This is a genomic window from Streptomyces sp. AcH 505 (assembly GCF_000818175.1).
Taxonomy (GTDB): Bacteria; Actinomycetota; Actinomycetes; order Streptomycetales; family Streptomycetaceae; genus Streptomyces.
In genome coordinates this window covers 24977-48940 of sequence record NZ_JTIY01000003.1, presented here as the reverse complement: position 1 = coordinate 48940, position 23964 = coordinate 24977, and the positions used below count along the sequence as shown (strand labels likewise).

37 protein-coding genes and 1 pseudogene are annotated in these 23964 nt (G+C 68.2%); 36 read left to right on the top strand and 2 right to left on the bottom strand.

The annotated features are described in order from the left end of the window. The first annotated feature begins 30 nt into the window (after window positions 1-30). Window positions 31-1110 carry a LacI family DNA-binding transcriptional regulator gene (locus HY68_RS36785; protein WP_042001238.1) on the top strand — a complete coding sequence of 360 codons (1080 nt, stop codon included), beginning with the start codon at window positions 31-33 and terminating at the stop codon, window positions 1108-1110. 346 nt (window positions 1111-1456) lie between these two features. Here the strand turns inward: HY68_RS36785 and HY68_RS43195 are convergent, their stop codons facing one another. Together HY68_RS43195 and HY68_RS36780 are read right to left on the bottom strand one after the other, a co-directional pair. Then, window positions 1457-1600: a hypothetical protein gene (locus HY68_RS43195; protein ID WP_157874565.1), complete on the bottom strand. Its 144-nt coding sequence runs from the start codon at window positions 1598-1600 to the stop codon at window positions 1457-1459. A gap of 15 nt (window positions 1601-1615) precedes the next feature. Then, on the bottom strand, window positions 1616-2005 hold the full coding sequence (locus tag HY68_RS36780) for a WYL domain-containing protein (RefSeq protein ID WP_042001236.1): 390 nt from the start codon (window positions 2003-2005) through the stop codon (window positions 1616-1618). A gap of 236 nt (window positions 2006-2241) precedes the next feature. Here HY68_RS36780 and HY68_RS36775 point away from each other — a divergent pair, with 236 nt between their 5' ends. The 35 genes and pseudogenes from HY68_RS36775 (at window position 2242) to HY68_RS36610 (ending at window position 23936) form a co-directional block, all read left to right on the top strand. After that, complete coding sequence (locus tag HY68_RS36775) at window positions 2242-2772, top strand: hypothetical protein (RefSeq protein WP_042001234.1); 531 nt, start codon at window positions 2242-2244, stop codon at window positions 2770-2772. An 8-nt stretch (window positions 2773-2780) separates the two neighbouring features. Further along, window positions 2781-4010 (top strand): ATP-binding protein, encoded by a 1230-nt coding sequence (locus tag HY68_RS36770; RefSeq protein ID WP_157874564.1) that lies wholly within the window; start codon window positions 2781-2783, stop codon window positions 4008-4010. Next, window positions 4010-4813, top strand: a complete 804-nt coding sequence (locus HY68_RS43190) for a hypothetical protein (RefSeq protein ID WP_157874563.1) — start codon at window positions 4010-4012, stop codon at window positions 4811-4813. The genes HY68_RS36770 and HY68_RS43190 overlap by 1 nt, the downstream gene beginning before the upstream one ends. Before the next feature lie 82 nt (window positions 4814-4895). Further along, window positions 4896-5174 (top strand): hypothetical protein, encoded by a 279-nt coding sequence (locus HY68_RS36760; RefSeq protein WP_042001232.1) that lies wholly within the window; start codon window positions 4896-4898, stop codon window positions 5172-5174. A gap of 306 nt (window positions 5175-5480) precedes the next feature. Continuing rightward, window positions 5481-6368, top strand: coding sequence for a WhiB family transcriptional regulator (locus HY68_RS42440; RefSeq protein WP_042001226.1), 888 nt, complete (start codon window positions 5481-5483; stop codon window positions 6366-6368). Further along, window positions 6365-6700 carry a hypothetical protein gene (locus HY68_RS36745; RefSeq protein ID WP_042001224.1) on the top strand — a complete coding sequence of 112 codons (336 nt, stop codon included), beginning with the start codon at window positions 6365-6367 and terminating at the stop codon, window positions 6698-6700. The genes HY68_RS42440 and HY68_RS36745 overlap by 4 nt, the downstream gene beginning before the upstream one ends. Beyond that, a complete protein-coding gene (locus HY68_RS36740) occupies window positions 6697-7092 on the top strand; it encodes a hypothetical protein (RefSeq protein WP_042001221.1) in 396 nt (131 codons plus the stop codon). Before HY68_RS36745 ends, HY68_RS36740 begins: the two co-directional genes overlap by 4 nt. Beyond that, window positions 7089-7502, top strand: a complete 414-nt coding sequence (locus HY68_RS36735; protein WP_042001218.1) for a hypothetical protein — start codon at window positions 7089-7091, stop codon at window positions 7500-7502. The genes HY68_RS36740 and HY68_RS36735 overlap by 4 nt, the downstream gene beginning before the upstream one ends. A 421-nt stretch (window positions 7503-7923) precedes the next feature. After that, window positions 7924-8325, top strand: coding sequence for a DUF6221 family protein (locus HY68_RS36730; protein ID WP_042001215.1), 402 nt, complete (start codon window positions 7924-7926; stop codon window positions 8323-8325). Beyond that, window positions 8322-8807 (top strand): hypothetical protein, encoded by a 486-nt coding sequence (locus tag HY68_RS36725; protein ID WP_042001212.1) that lies wholly within the window; start codon window positions 8322-8324, stop codon window positions 8805-8807. The genes HY68_RS36730 and HY68_RS36725 overlap by 4 nt, the downstream gene beginning before the upstream one ends. Beyond that, a complete protein-coding gene (locus HY68_RS36720) occupies window positions 8804-9262 on the top strand; it encodes a hypothetical protein (protein WP_042001209.1) in 459 nt (152 codons plus the stop codon). The genes HY68_RS36725 and HY68_RS36720 overlap by 4 nt, the downstream gene beginning before the upstream one ends. Before the next feature lie 400 nt (window positions 9263-9662). Next, window positions 9663-10988 carry a helix-turn-helix domain-containing protein gene (locus HY68_RS36715; protein WP_052457544.1) on the top strand — a complete coding sequence of 442 codons (1326 nt, stop codon included), beginning with the start codon at window positions 9663-9665 and terminating at the stop codon, window positions 10986-10988. Beyond that, window positions 10981-11775, top strand: a complete 795-nt coding sequence (locus HY68_RS36710) for a DUF721 domain-containing protein (RefSeq protein WP_052457543.1) — start codon at window positions 10981-10983, stop codon at window positions 11773-11775. Before HY68_RS36715 ends, HY68_RS36710 begins: the two co-directional genes overlap by 8 nt. Next, complete coding sequence (locus HY68_RS36705) at window positions 11772-12248, top strand: SLOG family protein (RefSeq protein ID WP_042001203.1); 477 nt, start codon at window positions 11772-11774, stop codon at window positions 12246-12248. The genes HY68_RS36710 and HY68_RS36705 overlap by 4 nt, the downstream gene beginning before the upstream one ends. 80 nt (window positions 12249-12328) lie before the next feature. Further along, window positions 12329-12538, top strand: a complete 210-nt coding sequence (locus HY68_RS43185) for a hypothetical protein (RefSeq protein WP_157874562.1) — start codon at window positions 12329-12331, stop codon at window positions 12536-12538. 89 nt (window positions 12539-12627) lie between these two features. After that, on the top strand, window positions 12628-14046 hold the full coding sequence (locus HY68_RS36700) for a ParB/RepB/Spo0J family partition protein (RefSeq protein WP_042001200.1): 1419 nt from the start codon (window positions 12628-12630) through the stop codon (window positions 14044-14046). Window positions 14047-14075: 29 nt separating this feature from the next. After that, window positions 14076-14948, top strand: a complete 873-nt coding sequence (locus HY68_RS39885; protein ID WP_052457542.1) for a ParA family protein — start codon at window positions 14076-14078, stop codon at window positions 14946-14948. Between the two features lie 760 nt (window positions 14949-15708). After that, window positions 15709-16038: a hypothetical protein gene (locus HY68_RS36690; RefSeq protein ID WP_157874561.1), complete on the top strand. Its 330-nt coding sequence runs from the start codon at window positions 15709-15711 to the stop codon at window positions 16036-16038. Between the two features lie 362 nt (window positions 16039-16400). Continuing rightward, window positions 16401-16826, top strand: a complete 426-nt coding sequence (locus HY68_RS36685) for a hypothetical protein (protein ID WP_157874560.1) — start codon at window positions 16401-16403, stop codon at window positions 16824-16826. A 142-nt stretch (window positions 16827-16968) separates the two neighbouring features. Then, window positions 16969-17241 (top strand): hypothetical protein, encoded by a 273-nt coding sequence (locus HY68_RS36680; RefSeq protein ID WP_157874559.1) that lies wholly within the window; start codon window positions 16969-16971, stop codon window positions 17239-17241. Window positions 17242-17421: 180 nt separating this feature from the next. Further along, window positions 17422-17766 carry a hypothetical protein gene (locus HY68_RS36675; RefSeq protein ID WP_042001188.1) on the top strand — a complete coding sequence of 115 codons (345 nt, stop codon included), beginning with the start codon at window positions 17422-17424 and terminating at the stop codon, window positions 17764-17766. Window positions 17767-17867: 101 nt separating this feature from the next. Continuing rightward, complete coding sequence (locus HY68_RS39880) at window positions 17868-18218, top strand: hypothetical protein (RefSeq protein WP_052457541.1); 351 nt, start codon at window positions 17868-17870, stop codon at window positions 18216-18218. 37 nt (window positions 18219-18255) lie between these two features. Continuing rightward, a complete protein-coding gene (locus tag HY68_RS36665; RefSeq protein WP_042001186.1) occupies window positions 18256-18519 on the top strand; it encodes a hypothetical protein in 264 nt (87 codons plus the stop codon). A gap of 8 nt (window positions 18520-18527) precedes the next feature. After that, on the top strand, window positions 18528-18806 hold the full coding sequence (locus HY68_RS36660; protein ID WP_157874558.1) for a hypothetical protein: 279 nt from the start codon (window positions 18528-18530) through the stop codon (window positions 18804-18806). Between the two features lie 43 nt (window positions 18807-18849). Beyond that, complete coding sequence (locus HY68_RS36655; RefSeq protein WP_042001180.1) at window positions 18850-19170, top strand: hypothetical protein; 321 nt, start codon at window positions 18850-18852, stop codon at window positions 19168-19170. Then, window positions 19167-19289: a hypothetical protein gene (locus HY68_RS46145; protein ID WP_277816794.1), complete on the top strand. Its 123-nt coding sequence runs from the start codon at window positions 19167-19169 to the stop codon at window positions 19287-19289. Before HY68_RS36655 ends, HY68_RS46145 begins: the two co-directional genes overlap by 4 nt. Then, the gene (locus tag HY68_RS36650; RefSeq protein WP_042001178.1) at window positions 19286-19885 is read left to right on the top strand and encodes a hypothetical protein; all 600 of its coding nucleotides are present in this window, start codon (window positions 19286-19288) and stop codon (window positions 19883-19885) included. The genes HY68_RS46145 and HY68_RS36650 overlap by 4 nt, the downstream gene beginning before the upstream one ends. Next, window positions 19882-20136 (top strand): hypothetical protein, encoded by a 255-nt coding sequence (locus tag HY68_RS36645; RefSeq protein WP_042001175.1) that lies wholly within the window; start codon window positions 19882-19884, stop codon window positions 20134-20136. Before HY68_RS36650 ends, HY68_RS36645 begins: the two co-directional genes overlap by 4 nt. Beyond that, window positions 20129-20356, top strand: a complete 228-nt coding sequence (locus HY68_RS36640) for a hypothetical protein (protein ID WP_042001173.1) — start codon at window positions 20129-20131, stop codon at window positions 20354-20356. Before HY68_RS36645 ends, HY68_RS36640 begins: the two co-directional genes overlap by 8 nt. Next, window positions 20353-20835, top strand: coding sequence for a hypothetical protein (locus tag HY68_RS36635; protein WP_042001170.1), 483 nt, complete (start codon window positions 20353-20355; stop codon window positions 20833-20835). The genes HY68_RS36640 and HY68_RS36635 overlap by 4 nt, the downstream gene beginning before the upstream one ends. A 237-nt stretch (window positions 20836-21072) precedes the next feature. Next, the gene (locus tag HY68_RS43180) at window positions 21073-21438 is read left to right on the top strand and encodes a hypothetical protein (RefSeq protein WP_042001167.1); all 366 of its coding nucleotides are present in this window, start codon (window positions 21073-21075) and stop codon (window positions 21436-21438) included. 23 nt (window positions 21439-21461) lie between these two features. After that, window positions 21462-22007 carry a RusA family crossover junction endodeoxyribonuclease gene (locus HY68_RS43175; protein WP_042001164.1) on the top strand — a complete coding sequence of 182 codons (546 nt, stop codon included), beginning with the start codon at window positions 21462-21464 and terminating at the stop codon, window positions 22005-22007. Between the two features lie 5 nt (window positions 22008-22012). Next, window positions 22013-22318 (top strand): annotated as a pseudogene (locus HY68_RS45940) (WhiB family transcriptional regulator); the annotation flags it as partial. A 371-nt stretch (window positions 22319-22689) separates the two neighbouring features. Then, window positions 22690-23436, top strand: a complete 747-nt coding sequence (locus tag HY68_RS36615; RefSeq protein WP_157874557.1) for a hypothetical protein — start codon at window positions 22690-22692, stop codon at window positions 23434-23436. Next, a complete protein-coding gene (locus HY68_RS36610; protein ID WP_042001159.1) occupies window positions 23436-23936 on the top strand; it encodes a single-stranded DNA-binding protein in 501 nt (166 codons plus the stop codon). The genes HY68_RS36615 and HY68_RS36610 overlap by 1 nt, the downstream gene beginning before the upstream one ends. The last annotated feature ends 28 nt before the right edge of the window (window positions 23937-23964 follow it).

The window sequence follows — 23964 nt, the reverse complement described above, 5'->3', positions numbered from 1 at the left end:
GCTACCCGCCACAGACGAAGAGGAGTGACTGTGCCCAGGCAGTACGACGCCGCGTCCGTCCGGCAGTTGTCCGCGGTGGTCGACGGCATGGTGGGGGAGGTGTCGTCGCAGCGGATGCAGCAGCTGCGGATGGTCCTGGGGATGTGGGACCGGGCGGTGGGCCGGCCGGAGATGGGGGACCGGTCTCTGCGCCGGTGCCAGCAGTTCTTCACCTTGCCGGTGCTGCGGGTGTTCTGGGATCTGGCGGTGGCCGGCGAGCTGCGGGCCCGGGAGGAGGACCGCGGAACGGAGTTGCCGTTGGCGACGCAGCGGATTGTGCGGGACTGCCTGCACATCTTGGGGCGCCGGGTTCTGCCCGCAGGCCGGCGGTTGTGGTTGCCGTCGGTGGGGGAGCCGGATCTGAGGGAGACCGTGGCGCCGCGGGGCCTGGATGCCTTGTACCGGGGGTTGGTGGACCTGGCGGCGGCTGGGCCGCTGGAGTCGGCGGGTACGGCCTTGTCGTTCGAGGATCGGACGCGGACGTTGGCGATGGTGGCGGTCGTGTTGGACTCGCGGGCCCGGTCGGGGGAGTTGGCCCGCATGCGGGTGGACGATCTGGTGGAGGGTGAGGCTGCGGTGGGGGTTCGCCGGCGGCAGCAGAAGGGCCCCCCGAACCGTGCGGAGCAGATCGCGGCGTTGGCTGAGGTCCGGCCGTCGGCGGTGGAGCAGGTCTTGTGGGGGCGGTTGGATCAGGTGTCGGAGGCGACTCGGCAGCGGGTTTTGGCTGCGGTGGCGGAGCTGGGGGAGTTGCCGGAGGTGGAGTGGTACGCGCTGCGGGAGGGGTCGCGGGTGGCGGTGCGCCGGTGGTTGGAGGTCCGGGAGCGCCTGGTGAACCTGCTGCCGTTGGAGGGTGCCCGGACGGCGTTGTGGGTGACGTTGAAGACGACGGGTGCCGGCGGGGTGGTGGGGTTGCCGTTGAGCCCGATCGGCCTGCGGAAAGCCTATGTGCGTGGGGTGACAGCGTTGAACTTTGTGATGGGGGGTCAGCATGGGTGGGAGCCGATGCCGACACGCATGGAGCAGTTGCGCAGGTCGGTGGACGTGGCCCCGTTGCCGGGCCGGCCGGGCTGAGTCAGGTGCCGGGGAGCGGGTCTTGGTCGACGTGGTGGTCGGGTCCTTGCCCGTTGCGGGGCTCGGGGTCGCACTCAGGTCCCTTCCGGCGGGCTCGCGAGACCTTGTCGGTCAACTCCCTTTTGCATTCGGTGCAAACGATCTTGACCCTGGCCAGTCCGGCGGTTCCGACGAGTGCGGGCTGTCGTTTCGGGCGGTGTCTCATGGGTCCAATTGTGGCTGGTTGGCGGGTTGGGTGGTGGTGGGGAGCCGTGATCCGCTACGCTGTCCGCGTCGTCAGCGGCGTATGACCAAAGGCCACCACCCGGGCGGGTAGGTGGCCTTCTCATGCCGGGTCTCTGCCCTATCAGTGATTGTCCGTCTCGCTGACCTCCGTGATGTCGAAGCCGAACGGAACGTCGCCAGCGGCGTCGTAGAGCTCTTCGCGGATCTGCTCAGCGTTCGCGTCGTCGTCGGCTTCGATGCGCATCGTCAGGGTGTACGTCTTCATGGCTGGATTCTCCTATCAGGCGGCGAGCGTAGTGCGGGTGCGGTGCACGGCGGCGATGGTGTCCCGGTTGATTTCGTAGGCGATGAGCGCGGCGGCGGTGGTCGGTACGGGCAGGTGCTGCTCAGTGTCCTCGCTGAGGCGGGGGACCTGGTAGGTGCTGCGGTGGCAGGTGTAGGTGAGGATGCCGGTCAGACGGAAGGTGCGGGCTTCTCCGGTGGCCCGGTCGTAGGCGCGGATGATGATGTTGCCGGACTTGGTGGTGCGGATGTCTTCGATCTCGATGGTCCGGACCGACTCTTCGCCGGTCTCCTTCCGATAGGTGACGCTGACGGCGTGCTGGTGGTCGAGAGCCCGGTAGAGGTCGGCGAGGGTCTTGGTGGTGGTCTGCCGGTTGGTGATGCGCATTTGGGCCCCCGCTGCTTGTGGTGTGGTCCCCACCGTAGACCCAATGTATTGCCATTGCAATACATTGGGCGTAGAGTCTGGGACAGCACGCACCACCAACCCCTCTGCCACCCCGCCAACATCCCGTATGGCAATGGCACTACCGAATGGAGGACACTGGCGTGGCCAACGCCCCCACCACGCGCCCGCCCGGCCGAACCACCCGGTCCCTGCGGCGCCCGCCGAAAGGACCCCGAGTGGCCCTCAAGCCCGACGACCAGCAGCACCGCGACAACCTGGTCACCGCAGCCCAAGTCCTCCGCGACACCGACCGGGTAGACCTTGCCGAGTCCGTCGACTACGTCCTCTCCCCCCAGGGTGTGGCGTTCGTCGGCCGGATCCGCGTCGACCGTCTCGACAGTGACGACGACCGGAACCCCAACCTCCCGGTGAGCATGCCCACCAGCCGCAAGGACCAGGTGAAGCGTCTCGCGAAGGCTGCGGGGGAGTCGCCGACCCGGGTGGTCGAGGACTACTTCCGCCGGTTCCTGGACGGGGAGTGGATGCCGGAGAAGGAACCGCGGGCTACCCGGGGTGCCGGCGAGACGCGCGCCATTTTGAATGTGACGCCTGACAAGGATCTGCACGCGGATGTTGCTGCCCGGTGCCGTGAGCTGAAGGTGTCGCAGCAGCGTACGGGGCTGTTCGTGTCGACGGTGGCCGCGCACGCCTTGTATGCGCATTACGGGATCGGGCCGTACGGCTCGGAGAGCTCGGGCACCGAGTAGTGCCCGCGGTGGTGCGGGCCTGGACGCCGACAACCGGGTCCCGCATCACCGCACCAGTCATCACCCATAGGAGAGACCTCATGGCGCAGGCCATTCAGGCCGCCGCATCCGCGGGCGGTCCCACTTCCCACACCCAAAATCAGGCTGACGGCCTCGACTTCGAAGACGCCGTACGCGCCGCGGAGAAGGCCCGCATCGCTCTCACCGGACCATCCGGGTCGGGGAAGACCTACACGGCACTCAGCATCGGCACAGGGCTCCTGCCGGAGGGTGGAACTCTGGGGGTCATCGACACCGAGCGTGGGTCCGCCTCCAAGTACGCCGGCCTGTTCACGTTCAAGACGATGAAGCTCCCCAGCTTCGAACCGCAGGCACTCATTCGAGCCCTGGCGGTGGCTGCTGCCCGCGGTATCGACGTCGTCATCATCGACTCCTTCACGCACTTCTGGTCCGGCCGCGGTGGGGCCCTCGCCCAGGTCGACCAGAAGACAAGGAACTCCAACTCGAAGAACGCCTTCACGACCGGCTGGAAGGACGTGTCTCCGCTCCTCCTCGACATGCTGGACGCGATCCTTTCTTACCCGGGGCACGTCATCACCACGATGCGTGTGAAGACCGAGTGGGTCATCCAGGAGAACAACCAGGGCAAGAAGGAACCCACGAAGGTCGGCATGAAGCTCGACCAGCGTGACGGCATCGACTACGAGTTCGACTTGGTCGGCGCCCTCGATCAGTCGCATGTGTTGACGGTCGACAAGTCCCGGTACCCAACCATCGAGGTCGGGTCGCAGCACGACAAGCCCGAGTTCGCCTTCGGCCAGACGATCGCGCAGTGGTTGGACGACGGTGAGGGGAATGCCCTGGGTGTCATGGACTACGCGCGGATGGCTGTGGACCCGCAGCAGACCCCGCAGCAGCTCCTTAACCTCCTGGCTGACGCGGAGACCGCGGGCTTGGTGGGCGCCGCGGTCCTGGACCTGGGCAAGCAGGCCACCTCCTTGGGTGCGCTGATCCGTCTGATGGGCTCCGGTGCGCGAGTGAAGGACCCGACAACCAACCCGGACGGTATCCGCGCACTGCGTATCCGGTTGGAGCAGAGCGGCCAGTTGGGTGCTCTGGTCCCTGGACTGGATGGTGAGCCCACGAAAATCGGTGACCTGATCGCCTTCACGCAGAAGCAGCGCCACCAGAGCCAGCAGGCCACCCAGGACGCCGACGCGGGAAGGAGCGCCGCCTGATGGGCGCCCCGCGCAGGCACGGGACAAACGCGAAGTACCACCTGGAGAGATGCCGCTGCGCCCCGTGCTGCACGGCTGCCAGCGAGTACGACAACAACCGGCGCCGGGCCATCGCGTACGGCCGCTGGCAGCCCTTCGTCGATGCTGAACCTGTCCGAGCCCACGTGCGTAATCTGGGCGAGTTCGGTATCGGGTGGATGCGGCTGGCTCGACTGGCCGGCGTCCCGCGCGGCTCTGTTTCCAAGCTGCTGTACGGGGATCCACAGCGTGGTCTCGCGCCGTCGAAGAGGCTCCTACCGAAGAATGCTCTGGCGATCCTCGCGGTACAACCCACACTGGACAATCTCGGGGCGCGCGTTGCCGTTGACGGCACAGGAACCCGGCGCCGTTTGCAGGCGCTCGTCGCGAAGGGCTGGCCCCAATCCGAGCTGGCCCGGCGGACCGGAATGCACCAGGCGAACCTCAGCAAGACCATCACCGGCACCCTGGTCCAGGTGGGCACCGTCCGTGCGGTGAGCGGCCTGTATGACCAACTGTGGCGTGTCGAACCTGTCGACGGTGGTGTGCCTGCCCACCGGGCGGAAGCCGCCCGGCGCATCGCGGTACAGCACAACTGGGCGCCGGTCGGCTGCTGGGATGACGACACGATCGATGCCCCGGAGGCGTTCGCCGACTGGACCGGAAAGTGCGGCACACCCGACGGGCGCCGCAGCCACTACCGCATCGGCATCCCGGTCTGTGCACCCTGCCGGGACGCCCGCACCGCCCACAGAAACCAGGCCGCGTTGGTGGCCGCAGCCTGACGACACGCACCTCTACACCATCCGGCCGGCCCCCAGTGTGAGGGCCGGCCGTTCTGCTCTCCGGACCTGTGAGGAGGCCGCTGTGAGCGACACCGTTTGGTACATCGTGGGCGCCGTTTTGATCGCGTGGGGCTGGGGCGGCGGGCCTGCCGTCCACGCATGGTGGCTGCGCCGCCGCGGCCCGGACCCGGACGTGTTCACGAACACCCGCGCCCACCGGACCGCGATGGCCCGTGCGGAGGACGAACTGCAGCTCCGCCAGCAGGCCATCCGTGACGCGGAGACCGCGGCCCTGGTGGACGCCCGGCGCCGGTACGAGGCCCTGTACGACCCGCCCACCCTGACCCCGCCCAACCCCTAACCCCAGGCACCCCACTGTGGAGGTGATCGCCTTGTCCTGGATTCCTGTGGTGGCGCTCACCGCCGCCCCTCTCGTCGCTCTGATCTTGGCCGTGTGGCGGCGGCTGCGAGCCCTCACCCGGGCTCTCGCCGCGGAACGTGCTCGGGCCCGCCTCATGGAGGCGGGTCACCACCGTGACATGACCGCCCTACGCAACCGGCTGACCGCGGCACGGGCTGCGGCACCGGTCCTTGAGGCCGCTGATCTCGAACTGACCCGGGCTCTCGCCCTCTACGCACCCACCGACCCGACCGAGGGGAGACCGAGATGACCGACCCGAAGCTCGCACGCCAGCAGTTGACGGACGACCCGATGTACAAGTACCGGGGGTGCGCCCCCGACGAGGATGATCCGCGCCGGTCGGCCGGCGACCCGGACGTGTCCGTCGATGCGTGGGCCCCGTATACGGGGGACGGTCAGGAGCCGCAGCGTGTGCGCCTGGCGCGGGAGCGTGCCGCGGTCCGTATCTGCGGGTGGTGCCCGGTACGGGCCCTGTGTGCGGCGTACGCCAACACGGAGACCGAGGACGGGCATCTGGCGGAGCCGGAAGGCATCTTCGGAGGTGAGCACCCTCTGGCCCGGCACCGGGCCCTGATCGCCCGCCGGGCCGCCGCCGTGACCGCAGCACAAAATGGCACCCTGCCCGCCGCGGTGGACACCCCACGTCTGGCGGTCGCGGACGCCCGCACCCCCCAGAAACTCGCCGTGCTCCGCTCCCTGGCCAGGGAGACGGACCCGGAGCTGGTGGCATACCGGGCCGGCATGGACGTCCGCACCGCCAACTGGCACCGCAGCGCCCTCGTCACGATGCTCGGGCTGGACAGGGAAACCGCGACCCGCGCCCAACTCCTTGCCGCCGCGGTGCAGCACCGGATCCTCCCCCCGTCGACCCGGATCCGCCCCGACGGAACCTGGCCGTACGCGGCGGCGCCGACGACGGACGGCATCCGGCAGCGCCGTATCGCCCCCACCCGACCCGTGCAGCTGATCCTCCCCGGGTACGAGCACCTACCGCGCGGCCGCCGCACACCCGCCAGGAGCCCCGAGCGCGCGCCGCACCCCCTGCGGCGCGCGCTCCGCCTCGTACCCGCCACCCACCACACCCACCTGCCCCTCAACCTCCCCACCCCCGCCGCACTGGAGCCCGCCGCATGACCACCAGCCAGCCGACCTTCCACTGCCTCCGCTGCGACGAGACGTACCAACAGCACTGGCGCGACCCAGACTCCGACCTCTGCCGAGCCTGCGCAGCCCAGGCCCGCGACGCGTGCGTCTTCAACACCCACCCGCACCACCCCGAGCACCCATGCAGCTACGGCACCGAACAGCCCGGCGAACCGTGCCGGTACTGCGGTGAGCCCGTCCCCCTGGACGGCAAGCCCTGCACAGCCTGCTGGTTGACGTTCGAGGGCATGGCCCTCGCCGACATCAAGGCCGTCTTCGCCGGTGACGGAACCTTCAACGTCACTCCGGAGGTGCGACCGTGACCACCAGCCACAACCTGCCACCAGCCAACCCCACCGTCGTCGACCAAGCCCTCACCGAACGCTGCGAGGACTCGGGCCAGTACCTGGCGGGGCTCATCGCCAAGGGCATGCTCGACCACGTCGGCAGGCCCACCCGTCTACCGGAGGTGATGTTCCCCGACGTCGACCCCGACGTGGTTCGCCGTATCTGGGACATGGCCCTGCCTGTCGGCTACCTGGCGGGGAAGATGACCGCCCGCCCCCAGTGGACCGCTGAGGGGCTGAACCGGTTGCGTGGCGAGCTGCGGGATGCCGGGTACGAGGGCATGGCCCGTCTGACCGGACGGAGTGCCAGCGTCCACCACCCCGCCGACGGTGAGGCGCAGGGTGTGCGTGAGGGCGGGCACCCGTGACCCAGGTCGCCGCCGCGAAGCGCCGCCCGGGGAGGCAGGTCACCTTCACCCCCGACCGGCGCCAGCAATACCTCGAAGCCCTCGCCACGGGGATGCTCCTCAAGGACGCCGCCGCCCACGTCGGTATCAGCCCCAACCTGCCCCGCCTCCACCAACGCGCCGACCCAGGCTTCGCCCAGGCCGTCCAGGAGGCCAAGCAGATCGGGCGGAAAGTCCGTCAGGACACCACCGCGCACGGTGAATCCCGCTACAACAACCAGGGTTGCCGCTGCCGGACATGCCGTGCCGCCGCCACCGCAGCACGCACCAACCGCCGCCACCAAACCCCCGAAACCAGTGGGCACATCATCAACATCACCCCACCTGAACCGTCTGCCCCAGGTGCGTTGTTGCTGCTCAGGGCAGGTTAGAGCGAAGCGACACAGGGGCGCTCATGATCGTTATTTTCTGCGTTTTTTTATAGGACAACGCAGGGTCCCGCACGGCTGTGCGATGAACTGGAGGTCTGACTATGCGTCGATTGATCCGACACGTCACACGATGGGTAGGGACAGTGGCGGCTCAAGTTGGTAAGCTGCGCTTGGCGCCAGACGGCTACTCAGGTACACAGTCCGGATGGTGTCACCCCAGACATAGGTCCGACCCCGCTGTTTTCCCAGGTGAGCCAACACCAGGGAGCGAGGTCGGGTCGACACACAACCATCGCGAAGGTGCCGACATGGCGAAGAATACCCGGGCCCCGGCCCGTTCAGACAGTGGGACCCGCGAGACCGGCGTGAACATCACACCGCCGACGCACACGGGCCCTGTCACTCCTACGCAGACCGCACGATGAGCACGGCAGCCGGCGAGGGAATCCTCGGCTGGCTGAACGGAGCCATTTCCAACTGGGAGCGGATCGCCGGCGACGCCGCATCCGAGGCCGGAGGGACTTGGTCTGAGGGCCCGTTCGTGTACGGGGTTCGGGATCAGCGGCACGCCCTGGTGGCCAGGTCCCGGGAGAACCGTGCAGCATCGATCGTCCACATCGCCCTGAACGATCCCGAGTCGGTCTTGCGCCGTTGCGCCGCCGACCGGAAGCTCCTCGAACTCCACGGCGGGCGAGGCCACTCATGCCCCGCCTACGACTACGACGGCGACCTGGATGAGTTTGCTCGGTTCTACAACCACGAGGTGTGCCCCGTCGTGCAGAACCTCGCTGAGGGCTACGGCCTGACGGAGGGAAGCCGATGAGCGCCCTGGGTGAGAACCTCTACGGGGACGTACTTGCAGCCGCGCCGCCTGTCCTTGCCGAGGCCGCAATCCGTCAGGTTCACGAGCTCCTCGAATCCAGAGCCGACTCGGACGACATCGCCCAAGTCGTCACCACGGCGGTCGCCCTGCTGAACATGCACCAGCGGAACCGGCCAGGGCGGAAGCGAGCTTGGCTGGCCAAGGTCACCAGCTTCGCGTTCCCCCGCACCTTCGCCACCGCATGGGGCGATACCGGCGAGCGGTACGTGTGCTTCACCGGCTCGATCACGAAGGGCGGCAAGCCAGCCGTCGGCCGCGAGATCGAAGTGCAGATGCCCGTCGATGACGCGGAACGGCTCGGGCAGCAGATGCTGCGCATGGTCGAATTCCAGCGCGGCCAGACCACTCAGACTTCCTGCCCCGGACAAGCGCAGGAGCAGGCCAGGCCCAGCAAGGCGAGCCGAGCGGAGGTCGACCGATGAGCGCCTACCTCACCTCTGACGACCCCGACTTCGGCTGGGAGTTCCACGCTGAGGACTTCGTGTACGCACGCCTCACCGAAGAACTCGCAGACGCCGAAGCACTTCCGGCTGGCCCGTCTCGCGAAGAGGCCATGAACCGTGTGCTGTCTCTTCGGCTGGCCGTGAGCCTGCACGCTACCCATGTCGGTCGCAACGGCATGAACTGGGTGCGCTGCTACACCTGCCACGGCAGCTCGGGCTTCCCCTGCTCGACCATGCGCTTCTTCACTCGCATGTGGCGCCACCACCCCGACTACAGGCAGGGATGGAACGAGACCGTGGACGGCCCGGCCGGTCCGAGTGACTGGACACGCGACATGATCCGCGTCGCGGAACTGGGCGGCTTCCGCAATGACTTCCTCGCCGGAGCGGCGCAGGGACAGACCTCACCCAGTAAGGGAGATCAGGTGACGTAGCGACTTCCTAAGCGGGAGGTCCTGAGCCCCTTGGCGGGGGCGCTTCCTCTACCGCTGGCCGCTGGTGTTGGCGCACCGTCTGCGGCCCTATCCCACGGATCGGTTTGGCGACCGATCTAAGGCTCCGGTTCCCCGGAGTAATTCAGGTTCTCCACGAACCCAGCACCGCCGAAGCGGGGCCTTTTTGTGCCCCCAACCGCTAAGCGAAGGCGAGTCCATAGTGCCGTACGTAACCCCTGCTTGTCAGCTTCAGCATGTCCGCTCGGGCGATTCGCGAGGAAACTCCCGTCCACTCGAAGAAACTCGCACCCCCGCAGCCCCCGGCGACACGATCAGTTCACATGACACGTTCGAACGCATGTGCGAGAGTGATGATCCCGGTCGTGGCGGCACCCTCCGCGTGGACGCAGCCCACCAATGGGTCGCCACCACGACCGGACGCACCGCCACCGACCCCTACTCCTGGATGCAAGCCATCCACTGGGTAAGCGGCTCCGGCCTGTACAAGCCCACCCGCACCCACGGACCCGCCTGGGGGCCCACCACCGTCCTCATCGCGCAGGAAATCTCCGCCCTGTCCGAGTGCCGGCCCGGTATCGACTACCTCGCCCGCAAGCTGGACTGCTCGGAGAGGACCGTGCAGTACCACCTCGGCATGCTCCGTGAAGCCGGGCTCCTCGCCTACCGCAGCAAAGGCACCCGTCTCTCCGGGCAGCCCAACCAGGCGTCCGTGTACGAGCGGATCATCCCCACCGTGTTCGACACGGCCCTCGGGATCCGCACCACCGGCGAAGGGCTGCAACGGCGCCCCGTAGGCATCGCCCCCGAGTCCCGAACCCTGATCGGGAAGCTCGCCAAGAAGGCCGCGAGGAAGATCCGTAAGCGTCGTCGCCGGGCCCGCACCACCCCTGTTTCCGGGGGGTCCCTTTGCACCCCAATGCAGGGTGGTACCTCAGCGTCTTCTCCCACCGGTTGTAACTCTCTTCCCTCTGAGACAAGCAAGCTCGCAAGCGGGGAAGCAGATTCCCCCACCCCGAAGACGTCCAAGTGCGGGCCCCGGAAACTCAACCGGGTCGGGCGCCGTCACCAGCTCGCCCGCGAACTGATGACCCTCATCCCGTGGCTGGGCGGAGCATCCCCCCAAAGGCTCGCGTGGATTGTGCGCCACGTCGCCGACGCCGGATGGACAGCCCTCGAAGTCCAGGCCATCGCAGAGACCATGCCGCTCACCGCCCGCGATGTGCGCCGCCCGTCCGGGATGCTCGCGCACCGACTCAAGGGCGTCCACCTCCTCTTCACCACCCCCCAGCGCCGCGCTACCGCCGTTGCCGCCTGGCAGGAGTCCCGCACAGCCGAACACGCCCGGCACGCCGGCTACGACGAAGGCATCACCACCAGCACCGCCAACAGCGCCCACGTACGCCGCCTCACCGCCGAAGCGTTCGCCCAGGTACGCCAGGGGCCGGTTCTGCCAGAACCGGTAGACGGGTCCCTGTGTGAGATCCCTGCCGGTGCGATCCCCGGCATCGGAACCCTCACCCGCGACGACGTGATCGAGATGCGGGCCGCCGCCCAGAAAGACCCCGGCCTCATCGAGTTCGCCATCGAGGGCCTGGGCGAGACGGAAGCCCGCCGCCTGTACACCAGCGCCCTCGTCGACCAGGCCCTCGCCAGCCGGTCCTCCAACATCACCCTCAACCCGTGGATGGAGACCTCCCGTGCCTGAGCAGCAGACCGCGTCCGGCGCCGACCTCGCACGGCAGGCCCTCGCCAACTACCGGGCCACCGCCAAGACCGCCCCCACAGCAAACCCCAGGCCCCGCACCACCCGCCGTGAACGCGGCGACGGCCGCGACCCGGTTGGTCTCGGAGCCGTCCTCGGACGCATCAACACGGATCAGGACTGGCGGTTGGCCCTCACCGGCGGCAGCATCCTCGACCAGTGGCCCACCCTCTGCCCCCAGTTCGTGGACACCGTGCAACCCGTCAGCTACGACCCCGAACGCGGCCGCCTCGATCTCCGCCCCGCCTCCCACGCCTACGCCGCGCACCTCCGGCTCCTCGGTGGGCAGCTGGCCCGGCAGATCAACGACAAGCTCGGCAAGCCCGCCGTCCGGTCAATCCGCGTTCTGCCCGTCGGCGCCATAGCGGCCCCCGCCACCGCGACCATGCCCGACCAGCACGACCAGACCCCGGAGCCCGGCCCGGTCATCACCCGGGAGACCGCATCCCCCGGCTACCAGCGGACCCTGGCCGAAGCCCTCGCCCACAAGCCCGCACGGCCAGCCGACGACCCGCACATCGCCCGCGCACGCGACGACCTCAACGCCCGCATCGCCCACCCCACCCGCCGCGAACCCCAGACCGCCTTCACCGACGCCGTCGCCGAACAGGAACGCCTCACCGCACCCGAGCCGGCCGACAGGCTCCAAGCCAGCCTCGCCGCCGCCCGCGCCCGCGCCGCCCAAGAACAGCACGGCGACGTGCCCAAGCGGCTGTTCGGTGCCGCATGAACCTCCCGCCCAACTACGCACGGATCCTCATCACCGGACCCCGCACCCTCACCGACACCCAACTCGTCGCCAACACCCTCCTCCAGACCTGGCACGACGCCATCCAAGACGGCTACGACGGCATCCTCATCACCCACGGCACCGCCGAAGGAGCCGACGACCTCTCCGACCAATGGGCCCTCAGCAACGGCATCCCCCGAGACCCCCACCCCTCCGACTGGGAAGGCCCCTGCAGCCCGCAATGCCCGCCCGGCCACCGGCGGCCCCGAGCCGGCCGGGACTACTGCCCAACAGCCGGCCACCGCCGCAACCAGCACATGGTCGACCTCCAACCCCGCCTATGCGTGGCCTTCATCCGCCCCTGTACTCGGGCCACCTGCCGCAAGCCCCAACCGCACGACTCCCACGGCACCGCAGACTGCATCCGCCGCGCCAAGAAGGCAGGCCTCCCCGTCCTCCGCGTCCTCGCATGACCCGGGCAGGGGCAACGATCAGCGCCAAGTGCGGCACCGTGGTTTACCGCGGAACCGACCCGGCCAGCACAGGAGCAGCATTGCCCGCCCAACACCCCCCACAGCCCACCACCTGCCTCCTCCACGCCGACGTCCACCTCATGGGCGCCGCATGCTGGGACACCACCCTCGACTGGTACTTCACCCACCAGCACGTCCACCCAGACGAAGCACGCGACGCCTACCAGGCCGAAGCCGAACGCCGCATGCTCGACCACCTCATCAAGGAACACCAGGGGCAGCCGTACTGACTCACCCGGGAATGCCCCAGTCCTCCACCGGTTCTGCCAGAACCGGTAATGTCCGGGCGGTACACCCGAGCACCACGCAGGAGGAACCGATGCCGCGCTCGAAGCCCGGCGGGTCACAGAACACCGCAGGAGCCGTCAAAGAGATCCCGCTGCGGCCAGACGCATCTCGAGCCCGCGAAATCGCGATCACCCGCATCGTGCCCAACCCGCAGAACCTACGCGGCGACGACCTCTGGGAGAGCGACGAAGAACAAGATGCGACCGTCAACTCCATGCGGGAGATCGGCCTCATCCAGGCCCTCGTCGTCTGCACCCGTGACGCGCACCTTCGGGAGTACCCCCAAGACGCAGATGCTGTTGCCGGCGCCGACTTCATCGTCATGGCCGGACACCGACGACTGGCTGCCGCATCCCTGGCCGGGCTGACAGAAGTCAAGGTCGACGTCCAGGACGATCAGGTTAAGCACCTCGACCTGCTCATGCTGGAAGAGAACCTGAAGCGAAAGGCCCTCAACGTCTTCCAGGAGGGCGAGGGCTACCGGCGCCTGCAAGGCAAGGGCGCTACCCACGCCCAGATCGGCAAGCAGGTCGGCAAGAGCAAGTCGCACATCACGAAGCGCATCGCGCTGCTGGCCCTGCCCAAGGACGCCCAGCAGGCCATCCATGAGAAACGCCTCGGAGTGGACGCCGCCTACAACCTCCTCGTCGCCCTGGACGGGCAGCCCGAGCGGGTCCTGGACGCGGCAGAGATCATGCGCAGCCGCAGCGTCATCGCCCAGGACGCCGTCAACATCCTCCTGGGCGGTTCTGCCAGAACCGACTACGACAGCACCCCAGCTCCCAGCACCCCGCCCGAACCGGTTCTGCCAGAACCGGATGCGACGCCCACCGTGCCGCCGTCCCGGACCGCTGAACCCGAACCGAACCCCCCTCACCCAGAACCCGCCCTTGTGCCGACGGCAGTCACCGCCGCAACGCTCGAGGACCCGGCGAGCACAGAACCGGTTCTGGCAGAACCGGCAGCCACCCCGGCAAGTGAGGCAGAGGCCGGCGAGGCGAAGACCCTCGAGCCGGCCCGTGTCGCCACCCCCGCGGTCACAGCCGAACAAGAAGGCCGCGCCCAAGCGAACGCCGCCCGCAACGAGCACTGCCGCCAGCTCGTCATCGACTACGACAAGCCGGCCACCGACCCACAGAGCACCCGCGTCGCAGTGACCGCCCTCATCCACGCCACCCCGCCCGCGCTCACCCGCGCCCACGGCTGGCTCAAGGACGCCGACCAAGCCGACGCCGCAGCCATGGGAGCCAACAGCTACCGCGACGCCCTCCTCGTCCGCGGGGACGCTACCCTGATCGCCAGACTCGCCTACGCGGTCGCCCTCGCCGAAGATGAACTGCGAGCCTCCAACCGCAGCCGCAACTGGGACTACCGCGACGTCGCCTACCTCACCCACCTGATCGAAGCTGGCTACGAGCCAGCCGAGTGGGAGCGCCGCCACCTCGGCTGACCACCCTCGGCCTTCGCTCAAGGAGACCCATGACCCAGTACACGCCCCCTCTGTACGCACCCCACCTGCCCCCCGTGTTCGTGATGATGAACCGGGCCGGGTCCGTCGGGAAGACCACGTTCGCGAACACCGTCTTCACCGAAGCGGCCCTCCGCGGATACCGCGGCCTCATCGTCGACGCCGACCTGCAGTCAGACATGTCGTACTGGTACGGATACGACGGTGACTTCGTCCCGCCCGGCGTGCAGACCATCCACGACCTCATGCTGCGCCGGGCCAAGCTCGCCGACGTCACCGTTCCCGCCCGCACCCGCATAGAGGCCGGCGACGGCGACGACGCCTTCCAGGTCATCCCCGGACTGGACCTGGTGCGCGGCGACATCAAGATGTCGCAGGCCGACGGCGAGCTGGTCCAGGATCCTCTCGGGGTGTTCTGGTTGCGCGACGTCCTGAAGACACAGGTCCAGCAGGGCCAGTACGACTTCATCGCCATCGACGCCCCCGCCTCGTACGCGCGCCTGTCGCAGTCGCTCCTTGTCGCGGGGACGGACGTCATCACGATGATGCGGCCCATGCGGAAGGAACTCCGCGGGGCCCGTGCCCTCGCGCAGGAGGTCCTGGACGTGGTCGCCGACTTCGAGGACCACGGCGTCTCGACACGGTGCAGCTGGTACTGCGTCAATGACGCCAAGGCGGAGTCGCAGGGGAAGTTCTTCACGAACATGCAGGACGAAGCTCTGGCGTCGTACGGGGACCGGCTGCTGCCCGGCATCCGTAACGCGGTTGTCGTGGCGGAAGCGTTCGACGCCCAGGAGCCCTTGCCGATCTGGGCCCCCAAGTCGGAGTCGATGACCTTGTTCCGGGGGATCACGGACCGGATCGGGTTCCCCGTGAAGGGGTGAATCCGGTTCTGCCAGAACCGACTGCGGCCCCACTGCCTGCGTTTACCGGAGGTAGTGGGGCCGCTTTTGAATTCTGGTCAGTATCCGCCGAATCCCGGTAACTTGCAGTGGTTTTTCGGTCACGCGAACGAGTGAAACAAGCCGCACACCCCTTCCCATACGTGTACCAGGCACCGTTGAGTGGGTACTACTGGCGTTCCCATCGGGAGCCCAGTGGCGGGGTCGAGGCACTCCGCCCACGGAGTTCGCAGCCCTCGGCCCCGCACCCAGACCCCGTGCCCGGCAGAAACTTCCCCAACCCCCACCAGCACGGACGCTAACCCCGCTACAATCACCGTCATCTGACGGGGCTGCCCGTGAGGTCCTAGAGCCCCCGCCGGGCCGGGCAGACGTTGTCGGCAAAACACCGTCCCCCCGACTGTCGGGGGCTCACCCGTACCCCGCGTACATCAGCCACCCACAGTCTGTACGGGATTGGCCGGTAGGTTACCCCTCGGTCGGTTATCGCAATGTCAAAACTGAGTCTCTCCGTACCTACCGGCCGTAATAGGTGTCACAGTGGCATCCCCGGCCCTGGACGGCAGTCAGGACCGGGGTACGGGACCGGAGGAGTGCCGGACCCCGTACAGCCCCTTCCCGCCTGCCGGAGGAGCGGAGACGCCCCATGCCCGCAGCAGCGCAACCCCCATGCCCCACCACCTGCACCTGCCACACCCGCCCGCCCGGAGATCCCGGCACCGCGGGCGTGGACGGTGCGGACGTGATCAGCCTCAGCGACCACCGCCGAAGGCCCGCCCCCGGCACGACCGGACCCCCAGGCATCAGCACCCGACCCGCCGGCCCCACAGCCCACGAGGCGCCGCCCGTCGACCCGGTCCTCGCCGCCATAGGGGAACAAGTCCAGGCACTGTTCACCAGTCGCGGACGCACCCTGACCGACCCGGCCACGGCGCAGGCCTTCACGATCACCATGGACGGCGTCCTCAACCTCATCGACGGCGCCCTCGCCCAAGGCCTCATCGGCCCCGCAGAACACGCCATGCTCATGGCAACCTTCGAAGGCATGAGGCAGGCGCCCCAAGGGCTGTAACACCCCACCGGCCCTGACCTCGCATGTTACTGATGAGTGGTCAGATGTGCCGACTCCGCAACAACCGTGCACAGACCGTAGATCATCGGCAACAACACGTTCAACAACGGCCATACCCGTGCCATCATGGGGCGTCCGGAACACCGGAGGAACAACATCTCCGGCCCCCGGCGCGCGCCCCGGCACCATGTCCGCTACGCACTGCGCCCCCGGGGCCACGACGGGACGGGGACACCATGGGACAGGACGACCCGGCAGCGGGCAGACTCCACCTCCTCGCAACAGAGTTCACTACGCCCCCCAACCGCGGTCCCCAAGAACGCGGCCCAGCCGCCATGCACCCCGTACCCCTGAACCTGGCCGTGTTCGACCACATCGTCCGCAGTGTCGACGAAGTCACCCGCAAAGCCCGCGCCCAGCAGACCCGCAACGCCGGCCCAGTCCCCGCCGACGTCGCCGCCGTGTACGACTGGTGGCGCGCCAGCACCCCCGACCTCGAGGGCGAACGACGCCTCGAGCGGGAGCGGGTCATCTACCGGCAGGGCCTCGAACACGCGATAGCCGCCGGCGACCACAAAGTGATCCGCCCGCACCCCTGCCCCGGCTGCGGAACATGGGGCCTGTTCTGGGACGCCGCCCGGCGCCGCGCAGTCTGCGCCTATCAGCCCGCCGTCGACCCGTGCGTCGACAGTGACGGCATCGCCAACACTTGGTCACTGGGGCACCTGGCGTACGAGCACGTCAACCGGTTGAGCCATCAAGAAAAAGCCGCAGGCGGTACAACCTGACGGCCAGTCCGCTGGTCTACCTACCACAAGAGCCACAACTCAATAGGAACCACCGCATTTCACTGGACCCCGACGGGGGGTTCACTCGGTATCGGCCGCCGTCAGCTGCGAACTGCGACCGTCGATCATCGGGAGGCCGACCTTGGCCGTCTTCACAGTCACGCCGGACGTCAGCGACATGGTCACCCTCCAGGAGTGCTCCGCCTTATTCAGGGAGACGGGGCACCCCGCCAGCGAGACGACCCTGAGGCGGTGGATCGCCGCACACGACGTCAGGACCGAGTGGGAGGAGCGCGTCTCCCATCGGTGGGTGGCCAGGTTGAACCGTGACATTGGCCGCCGGCAGAGCGTCATGGTGGTGTCCTTCACCGAGATGCTTCGGGTGCACAAGGAGGAGATCGCCAAGCGGGACTAGTTCAGGTCTGGTCCCGCAGGACAGAGGAGCCCCCGCCCCGGGTTTACCGCCGGGTCCGGGGGCTTTCTCATGCCCACCCCACCCAATGTATTGCCATGACACTACATTCGCGTTAGTCTGGCGTAGCCGACAACGTCCCGCCCAACACGCGGACACAGCACCCCAGTTCAGGAGCCAGACATGGCCACAGCTGTACTGCCGCACGCCCAAACACGCCCCTGCGAGATCCAGCTTCACCGACTCGCCCCCGGCACTGCCGCCAAGGCCAGCGCCCTGCTCGACCAGGCCGACCATGAGGCCGACAACCGAAACCTCACCGCCTCCGCCCTCCTCCACGGCCAGGTCATCGACCTCATCGGCATCCGACCCCCGGCCTCCGGTGAACTCGCCCGCTGCAGCTGCCAGAACTGCTACGGCTGCACCCGCGTGTTCGACGCCGTAAAGGCCCGCACCTACCGGGACGGCACCGTCGAATTCGTCCAGTGCGAGACCTGCGCCGACGAACACCGCATCGAAAGCGACTAACCCCCAAGCTCCCCGGGCTTGGTGAGCACCCGCACCCCAGGTACGGCAGTAGCTCCCAGGCCCGGGTGTCCAACCTCCGCACACCCAGCACAGGAGAACCCATGGCCGACACCAGCTTCCTCGCCCGCCAGCAGGCCCGCCAGGACATCACCACCGCCGTCGAATGCACCACCAACCTCTACGGCCTGCCCCTCGGACGCCTCGAAGTACGCGACGACGGAACCGCCCACATCTTCACCGCCGACATTGACGACCTCGCCCTCTGGCTCCACATCATGCACGGCACCACCACCCGCCAGCCCGCCGGCGACCAGCTCGCCCTGTGGACCCTCCACACCACCACCGAGCCCTACGCCAACGGCACGACCATCCCCGTCCACGTGTCCGTGCTGCTCCTCGACACCGAGGTCGTCGCCTACGAAATCACCAACGCCCTCCGCACCGTCGCGTAACCCCCAGCCGCCCGCCCCCACCAGACGGAGACCCGACATGACCACCATGACCCCCGCCCCCGCCACCACCGGCGACCCCGACCCCTACTACGCCGGCCGCGGCGACGCCTACGACGACTCCGCCACCCTCACCCTCGACCAACTCAACGTCCGTGCCGCCCTCCACGCCGAATACCACCCCGCCCTCATGTACGTCCTCGGCTACCAGGACCGCATCATCGAACTCCGCTTCGAGCTGGCCGCCGTCAAGGCAGCCGAGACCGAGCTGGCGCACGTCGACCTGCTGGCCGATGCCCTGTGACCGCCCGCATGGACCTCCTCGACGCACTGGAGAAGACCGGCCTCACCGCCGTTGCTGCCCGCGCGCTGCTCACACGCACCTACGCCGAACCGTGGGCCGATCAGCCGGACCCTGACTTCCGGGAAACCCTCGCGGGCGGCCACGCCCTGATCGTCCAGTACGGCGACTGCGAACTGATCGGGTCCTGCCAGTGCGGCAAGGACCTCGGAACCGTCACGCCGGACAAGCCGATCGACCGGTTCGCCGCCAAGTGGGAGCGCCACTGCATGACAGAGGTGACCTCGTGAGCGCCACCGAAGAGACCAGACCGCTCAGCACGGAAGGAACCCGATGACCGACACCACCCCCGCCAGCCCCCTCACCCCGGAACGTGAGCAGGAGATCCGTACCGCCGTGGCGGTCTACCAGGATCACCCGACCATCGGCTTCTCCTGCTGCTCCGCACACGCACCGGCCGACGCGGTCCCTGCCTTGCTGGCCGAGCTGGACCGCATCCGCGCCTCCCGCGCCGAGATGACCCGCTCCAACGCCGACTGGCTGGACGGCATCGGCCAGGACCACGCCGCCGCCATGCTCCGGTACTCACTCGACCTTGACGCGGAAATGGCCGGCGTACCGGCCGGCCCCGACGCTCCCCAGCCGACCGAGTGACCTGGCCCGCCTCGATCGCCGCCGTGCTCGGAGTCATAGCCGCAGCCATGATCTACGCCTCCCAGCACGGCCTCGCACCACGCAACAACACCCAGCACCAGGACGGAGAACAACCGTGAGCAGCCGTACCCGCACCCGCAAGCCGCACCGCACCCAGCCCACCCGCCGGGCCCCCGCACCCCAGCCGCCCCTCCGCCTGGTCGACCTCACCAAAACCACACCCATCAGCCTCGACAAGCCCGCCCCAGACCCGGCCGAACCGGTCGTGATCCTCGACCCGCCCGTCATCTTCGACGCCCGCGCCAACGCCGCCACCGCCACCATCCACGCCGGCACCCTCGGCATACCCGCCTACTACGACACCTGGACCGGCATGAGCACCGACCAAGCCACGGCGCTCATGGACCCCGACAACCCCCACAGTGCCCGCCTCATCTACGACCGGCACCCCAACCAACTCACCGCCACCCAGAAATGCCCCCACGGCCAGTGGCACGCCACCCCCGTCACCCACATCGGCGACATCGACCAGTTCACCGCCACCGTCGCCGACTGCACCAGCCACAACCCCCGCGCCATCCGCGCCCGCCAAATCGGCGAAGGCGTCCACCGGGCCACCACCAGCGCCGCCGACACCCAACTCACCGACGTCGCCGAACTCCGCGCAGCCCACGCCGCCGACAACGACCAGCCCAAGGAGCACCCACAGCCATGACCGACACCAAGAACCGAGGCTTCTGGATCCGCATCGCCCCCAACGGCTGCGTCGCCGGATCAGCCCTTGAGGAGTACGTCGGCCCGCTCGCCGAAGACGCCCACAAGGAGTTCACGCCGCGCGTCGCCGACCGGCGCCGCGAAGCCCGCGAAGGCTACCGACACGAACTGGTCAACCGCGAGGAGTACGACCGCCGTGCCCACCCCTGCCTGACCGGCAAGTGCCAGCACCGCAAGGCAAGCCATGGCTGACGGCCTGCCAGAGCCCGCCTACATCGCCGGCCTCGCCACCCAACTCCAACACCACCCCGACCTACGCGCAGCCGAAGACGAACTCGCCCGCATCCGCGCAGTCATCACCCGCCTCACCGGATGGATCAACAACCCCGCCCACGACATCACCGCCCGCAGCAACCTCGCCGACCACCTCGGACTCCCCGCACCCCGCACACCCAAGAAGGACACGCCATGAAGAAGGTCTGCCCCACCCCCTGGCGCATCGGACACCCCACATACCAAGCAGCCGACCGGCAACGCATCACCGACCACTTCCTCCACCAAGCCACCCTCCACCCCTACAAATGCCGCTGCGCCCTGTGGCACCTCACCCGAAACCTCAACGAAGAACTCCCCACAGACCAAGAGGCACAGCCCCAAGACGTCGCACGCCTCCAAACCCTCAGCGCCACCGACTTCACCGACCTCGTCGACGCCGACGCCAAGAAGACCGCCACCGCCGCAGACCGCCTCGCCCTCCGGCACCCCGACAACCTCACCCGCTGGCGCTGGTCTCTCAAAACTCTCCTACGCGACGTACACAAGCAACTCGCCACCACAGGGACCAAGGACTGGGAGAAGAAAGCCCACCTCTACGAAGACGTCCTCGCCTACCGCCTCATCGAATGCCAAGCCCTCCGCGCCCAAGCCAGCAACACCCGCGAAGCCGCATGACCGAGTACCAGATCGCCTGCCTCGGCAAAGCCCGCTTCACCAGCAGACGCCAAGCCCGCCGACGAGCCCGCCAAATACGCGGCGAAGGCGGACCCGGCTTCCACACCTACCGGTGCCACTACTGCCAACACATCCACCTAGGCCACAGCCAAGGCCAAGCCACCCACCTCCGCACCGGACCCCACGGCCCCATCCACATCACCGAATACGCCGCCTAACCACCCCAGGAGACCAACCATGACCACCATCACCACCCCCGGACCCACCCCCGAAACCATGGAAGCCACCCACTTCGACATCCCCGTCGCCCACCTCGGAGAAGAAGGCGAATGGATGTTCGCCCTCGGACACCACACCCCCCGACGGGCCCTCGCCGCATTCAACCGACACGCCCGCCTCTTCATCGGACTGCTCAACCTCCAGGACTGCACCACCTGCTACCGCCGGGACTGGCTCCCCGACATCAAGCAGGTCTGGGCCACGTTCCACGCCCCGAACCCGGAGAACGACGAAGACCCCGACTGGGACTGGGTCGCCAACTGGGCTACCGCCGACGCCGCCACGCCCGGCGCCATGCCGCTGACCGTCCTGCGCGTCCACTAACCGCCGCCACCGGAAGGCCCCCAGTGACCCTCACAGCCCCCGACTCCCTCCCCAGCACGGTCTGGCAGCAAGTCGCCCTCATCACCGTCCACGGCACCCCCGCCGGCCAAGGCCAAATCAGCTTCCTCGGCAAAGGCCGCGGCGCCCGCCACACCAACGAGAAAACCCTCAAACCCTGGCGCCACGCCATCATCCAAGCCGTCCGCGACACCACCGGCTGCCACGGCTACACCGACTGGAACGGCATCTGCCTTACCTGCCGCACCCCCAAACAGGAACACGGCCTCTACACCAACACCCCCACCAACGTCCAAGTCACCATCACCGTCCCCAAACCCAAGACCGCCCCCAAACGCCGCCGCACCTGGCCCATCACCCGACACAGCACAGACATCGACCACCACGCCCGCGCATGCCTCGACTCCCTCTCAGCATCCGGAGTCATCAAGGACGACTCCCAAGTCACTGAACTCACCGCCCGCAAGGTCTACCCCGGCGAACACCCCGAAGCCCTCGACCAGCCCGGCGCGATCATCCGCCTCTACACCCTCACCGGAGACCCCAAATGACCGTGATGACAGGCCGTGCCATAACAAACGCCGTAGCCCCCGGACCCGCCCACGACTGGCGTCACCTGTCCGCCTGCGCCAACGAAGACCCCGACCTGTTCTTCCCCCTCGGAGGGTCGGATGAGGCGGTGATGCAGGCCGAACAGGCGAAGGGCGTGTGCCAGCGGTGCCCGGTCCAGGGGGAGTGCCTGGGATGGGCGTTGGACACCAAGCAGGGGGCGGGGGTGTGGGGTGGCATGACGGAGAAGGAGCGGCGCAAGCTGCAGGGCCGCCGCCTCAAGGCCTACGAGCGGGCCCGGGACGGCAAATCCGCCCGGGACCACATCATCGAGCACCGCCTGGGCGAGTTCCTGGAGCTGGAGAAGACGTTGAAGCCGAAGGGCATCGCGGACGCCATGGGCACGAACGTGCAGACCGTCCGCAACGTCCAGCGGGCTCTGGAGTCCATGACTGCCGAGGCGTTGGACATGGCCATGCAGAACGTGGGGGTGTCGGCATGAGCAAGTCGACAGACCGGCATGGCACTCAGAGCGACTACAAGCAAGGCTGCAGGTGCCCCCGCTGCACCCGGGCTGCGTCCCGAGCCGACGCGGAACGGCGCCTGGACCGTCTTGCGGGCCGGCCGCGGTCTGTCCCCGCCGGCCCTGTGCGCAACCACGTGTTGATGCTGCAGAAGTGCGGCATGAGCAGCGGCCAGATAGCCGGAGTCTCGGGAGTCAGCGCGACCACTATTGCGAAGGTTGCACTGGGCCATCGGAAGACTGTTCTCCGCAGAAACGCACTGGGGATCATGGCAGTGCAGGCGTCTTCCCCAGTGACCTTGGGAAACGTATCGTCGCTGGGCGCTGTACGCCGACTGAGAGCTTTGTACGCTCTTGGCCACTACCAGCACGAGATCGCTGCAGTGTCCGGGCTGTCGCGGGACTTCATCAGCGGCCTGGCGGTCGGTCACTGGTCGACACTGGCACTGGACAGGGACCGCGCCATCAGGCAGGCGTACGACGCGCTGGCCATGAGGGTCGGGGCATCGTGGAAGACCCGACGGCTGGCAGAGAGCCACGGTTGGGCCCCTCCGTTGGCGTGGGATGACGACACGATCGACGACCCGAAGGCGCTTCCGCAGATGGACGCTGCAGCGCCTCGCCCGACCGAGGGGGCCAACGTCGTCGACCGGTTCCTGCTGGGGGAGTCGGTGGTGCTCGGCAACGAGGGGCGCCGGCAGGCCATCCAGCACCTGATGGAGTGGACGAACCTGACCCCGGATGAGGTCGGTGCGCGTATGGAGATGAGCGCGGACGCGGTCTCGAGGTCGTGGGAGCGCTTGAAGGCCGCGGCCCGTGCTGAGGGCCGGCCGGTGCCGTGGCGGCGGGTGTACGTCTCGCTGCAGGACAAGGACATGACCCGTGACGACATGAGGAGTGCAGCCTGATGGCTGGCGAAACGATGATCACCCTGGTTGGCAATCTGGTCGACGAGCCGAACCTGAAGTTCACCCCGTCGGGCGCTGCGGTCTGCCAGTTCCGGGTTGCGTCCACGCCTCGGATCTTCGACAAGCAGACGAACGCCTGGAAGGACGGCGAGGGGCTGTTTCTGACCTGCTCGGTTTGGCGGCAGGCTGCGGAGAATGCGGCTTCGACGTTGGAGAAGGGGATGCGGGTCATCGTGCAGGGCCGGTTGAAGCAGCGGTCGTACGAGGACCGGGAAGGGGTCAAGCGGACGGTTTTTGAGTTGGATGTCGAGGAAGTGGCCCCCTCGCTGCTCCGCGCCACGGCGAAGGTGACGAAGGCGTCAGGCAGCGGAGGTGGGCAGGGCCAGCAGCAGCCGGCGCAGCAGGGCCGCCAGTCGCAGGGGCGTGGTGCGGAGGATCCGTGGGCGTCGCAGTCGGCGGGGCAGCAGGGTGGCGGCTGGTCGGATGAACCTCCCTTTTAGACCTGCTGGTTCGCGGTAGGGGTCTGAC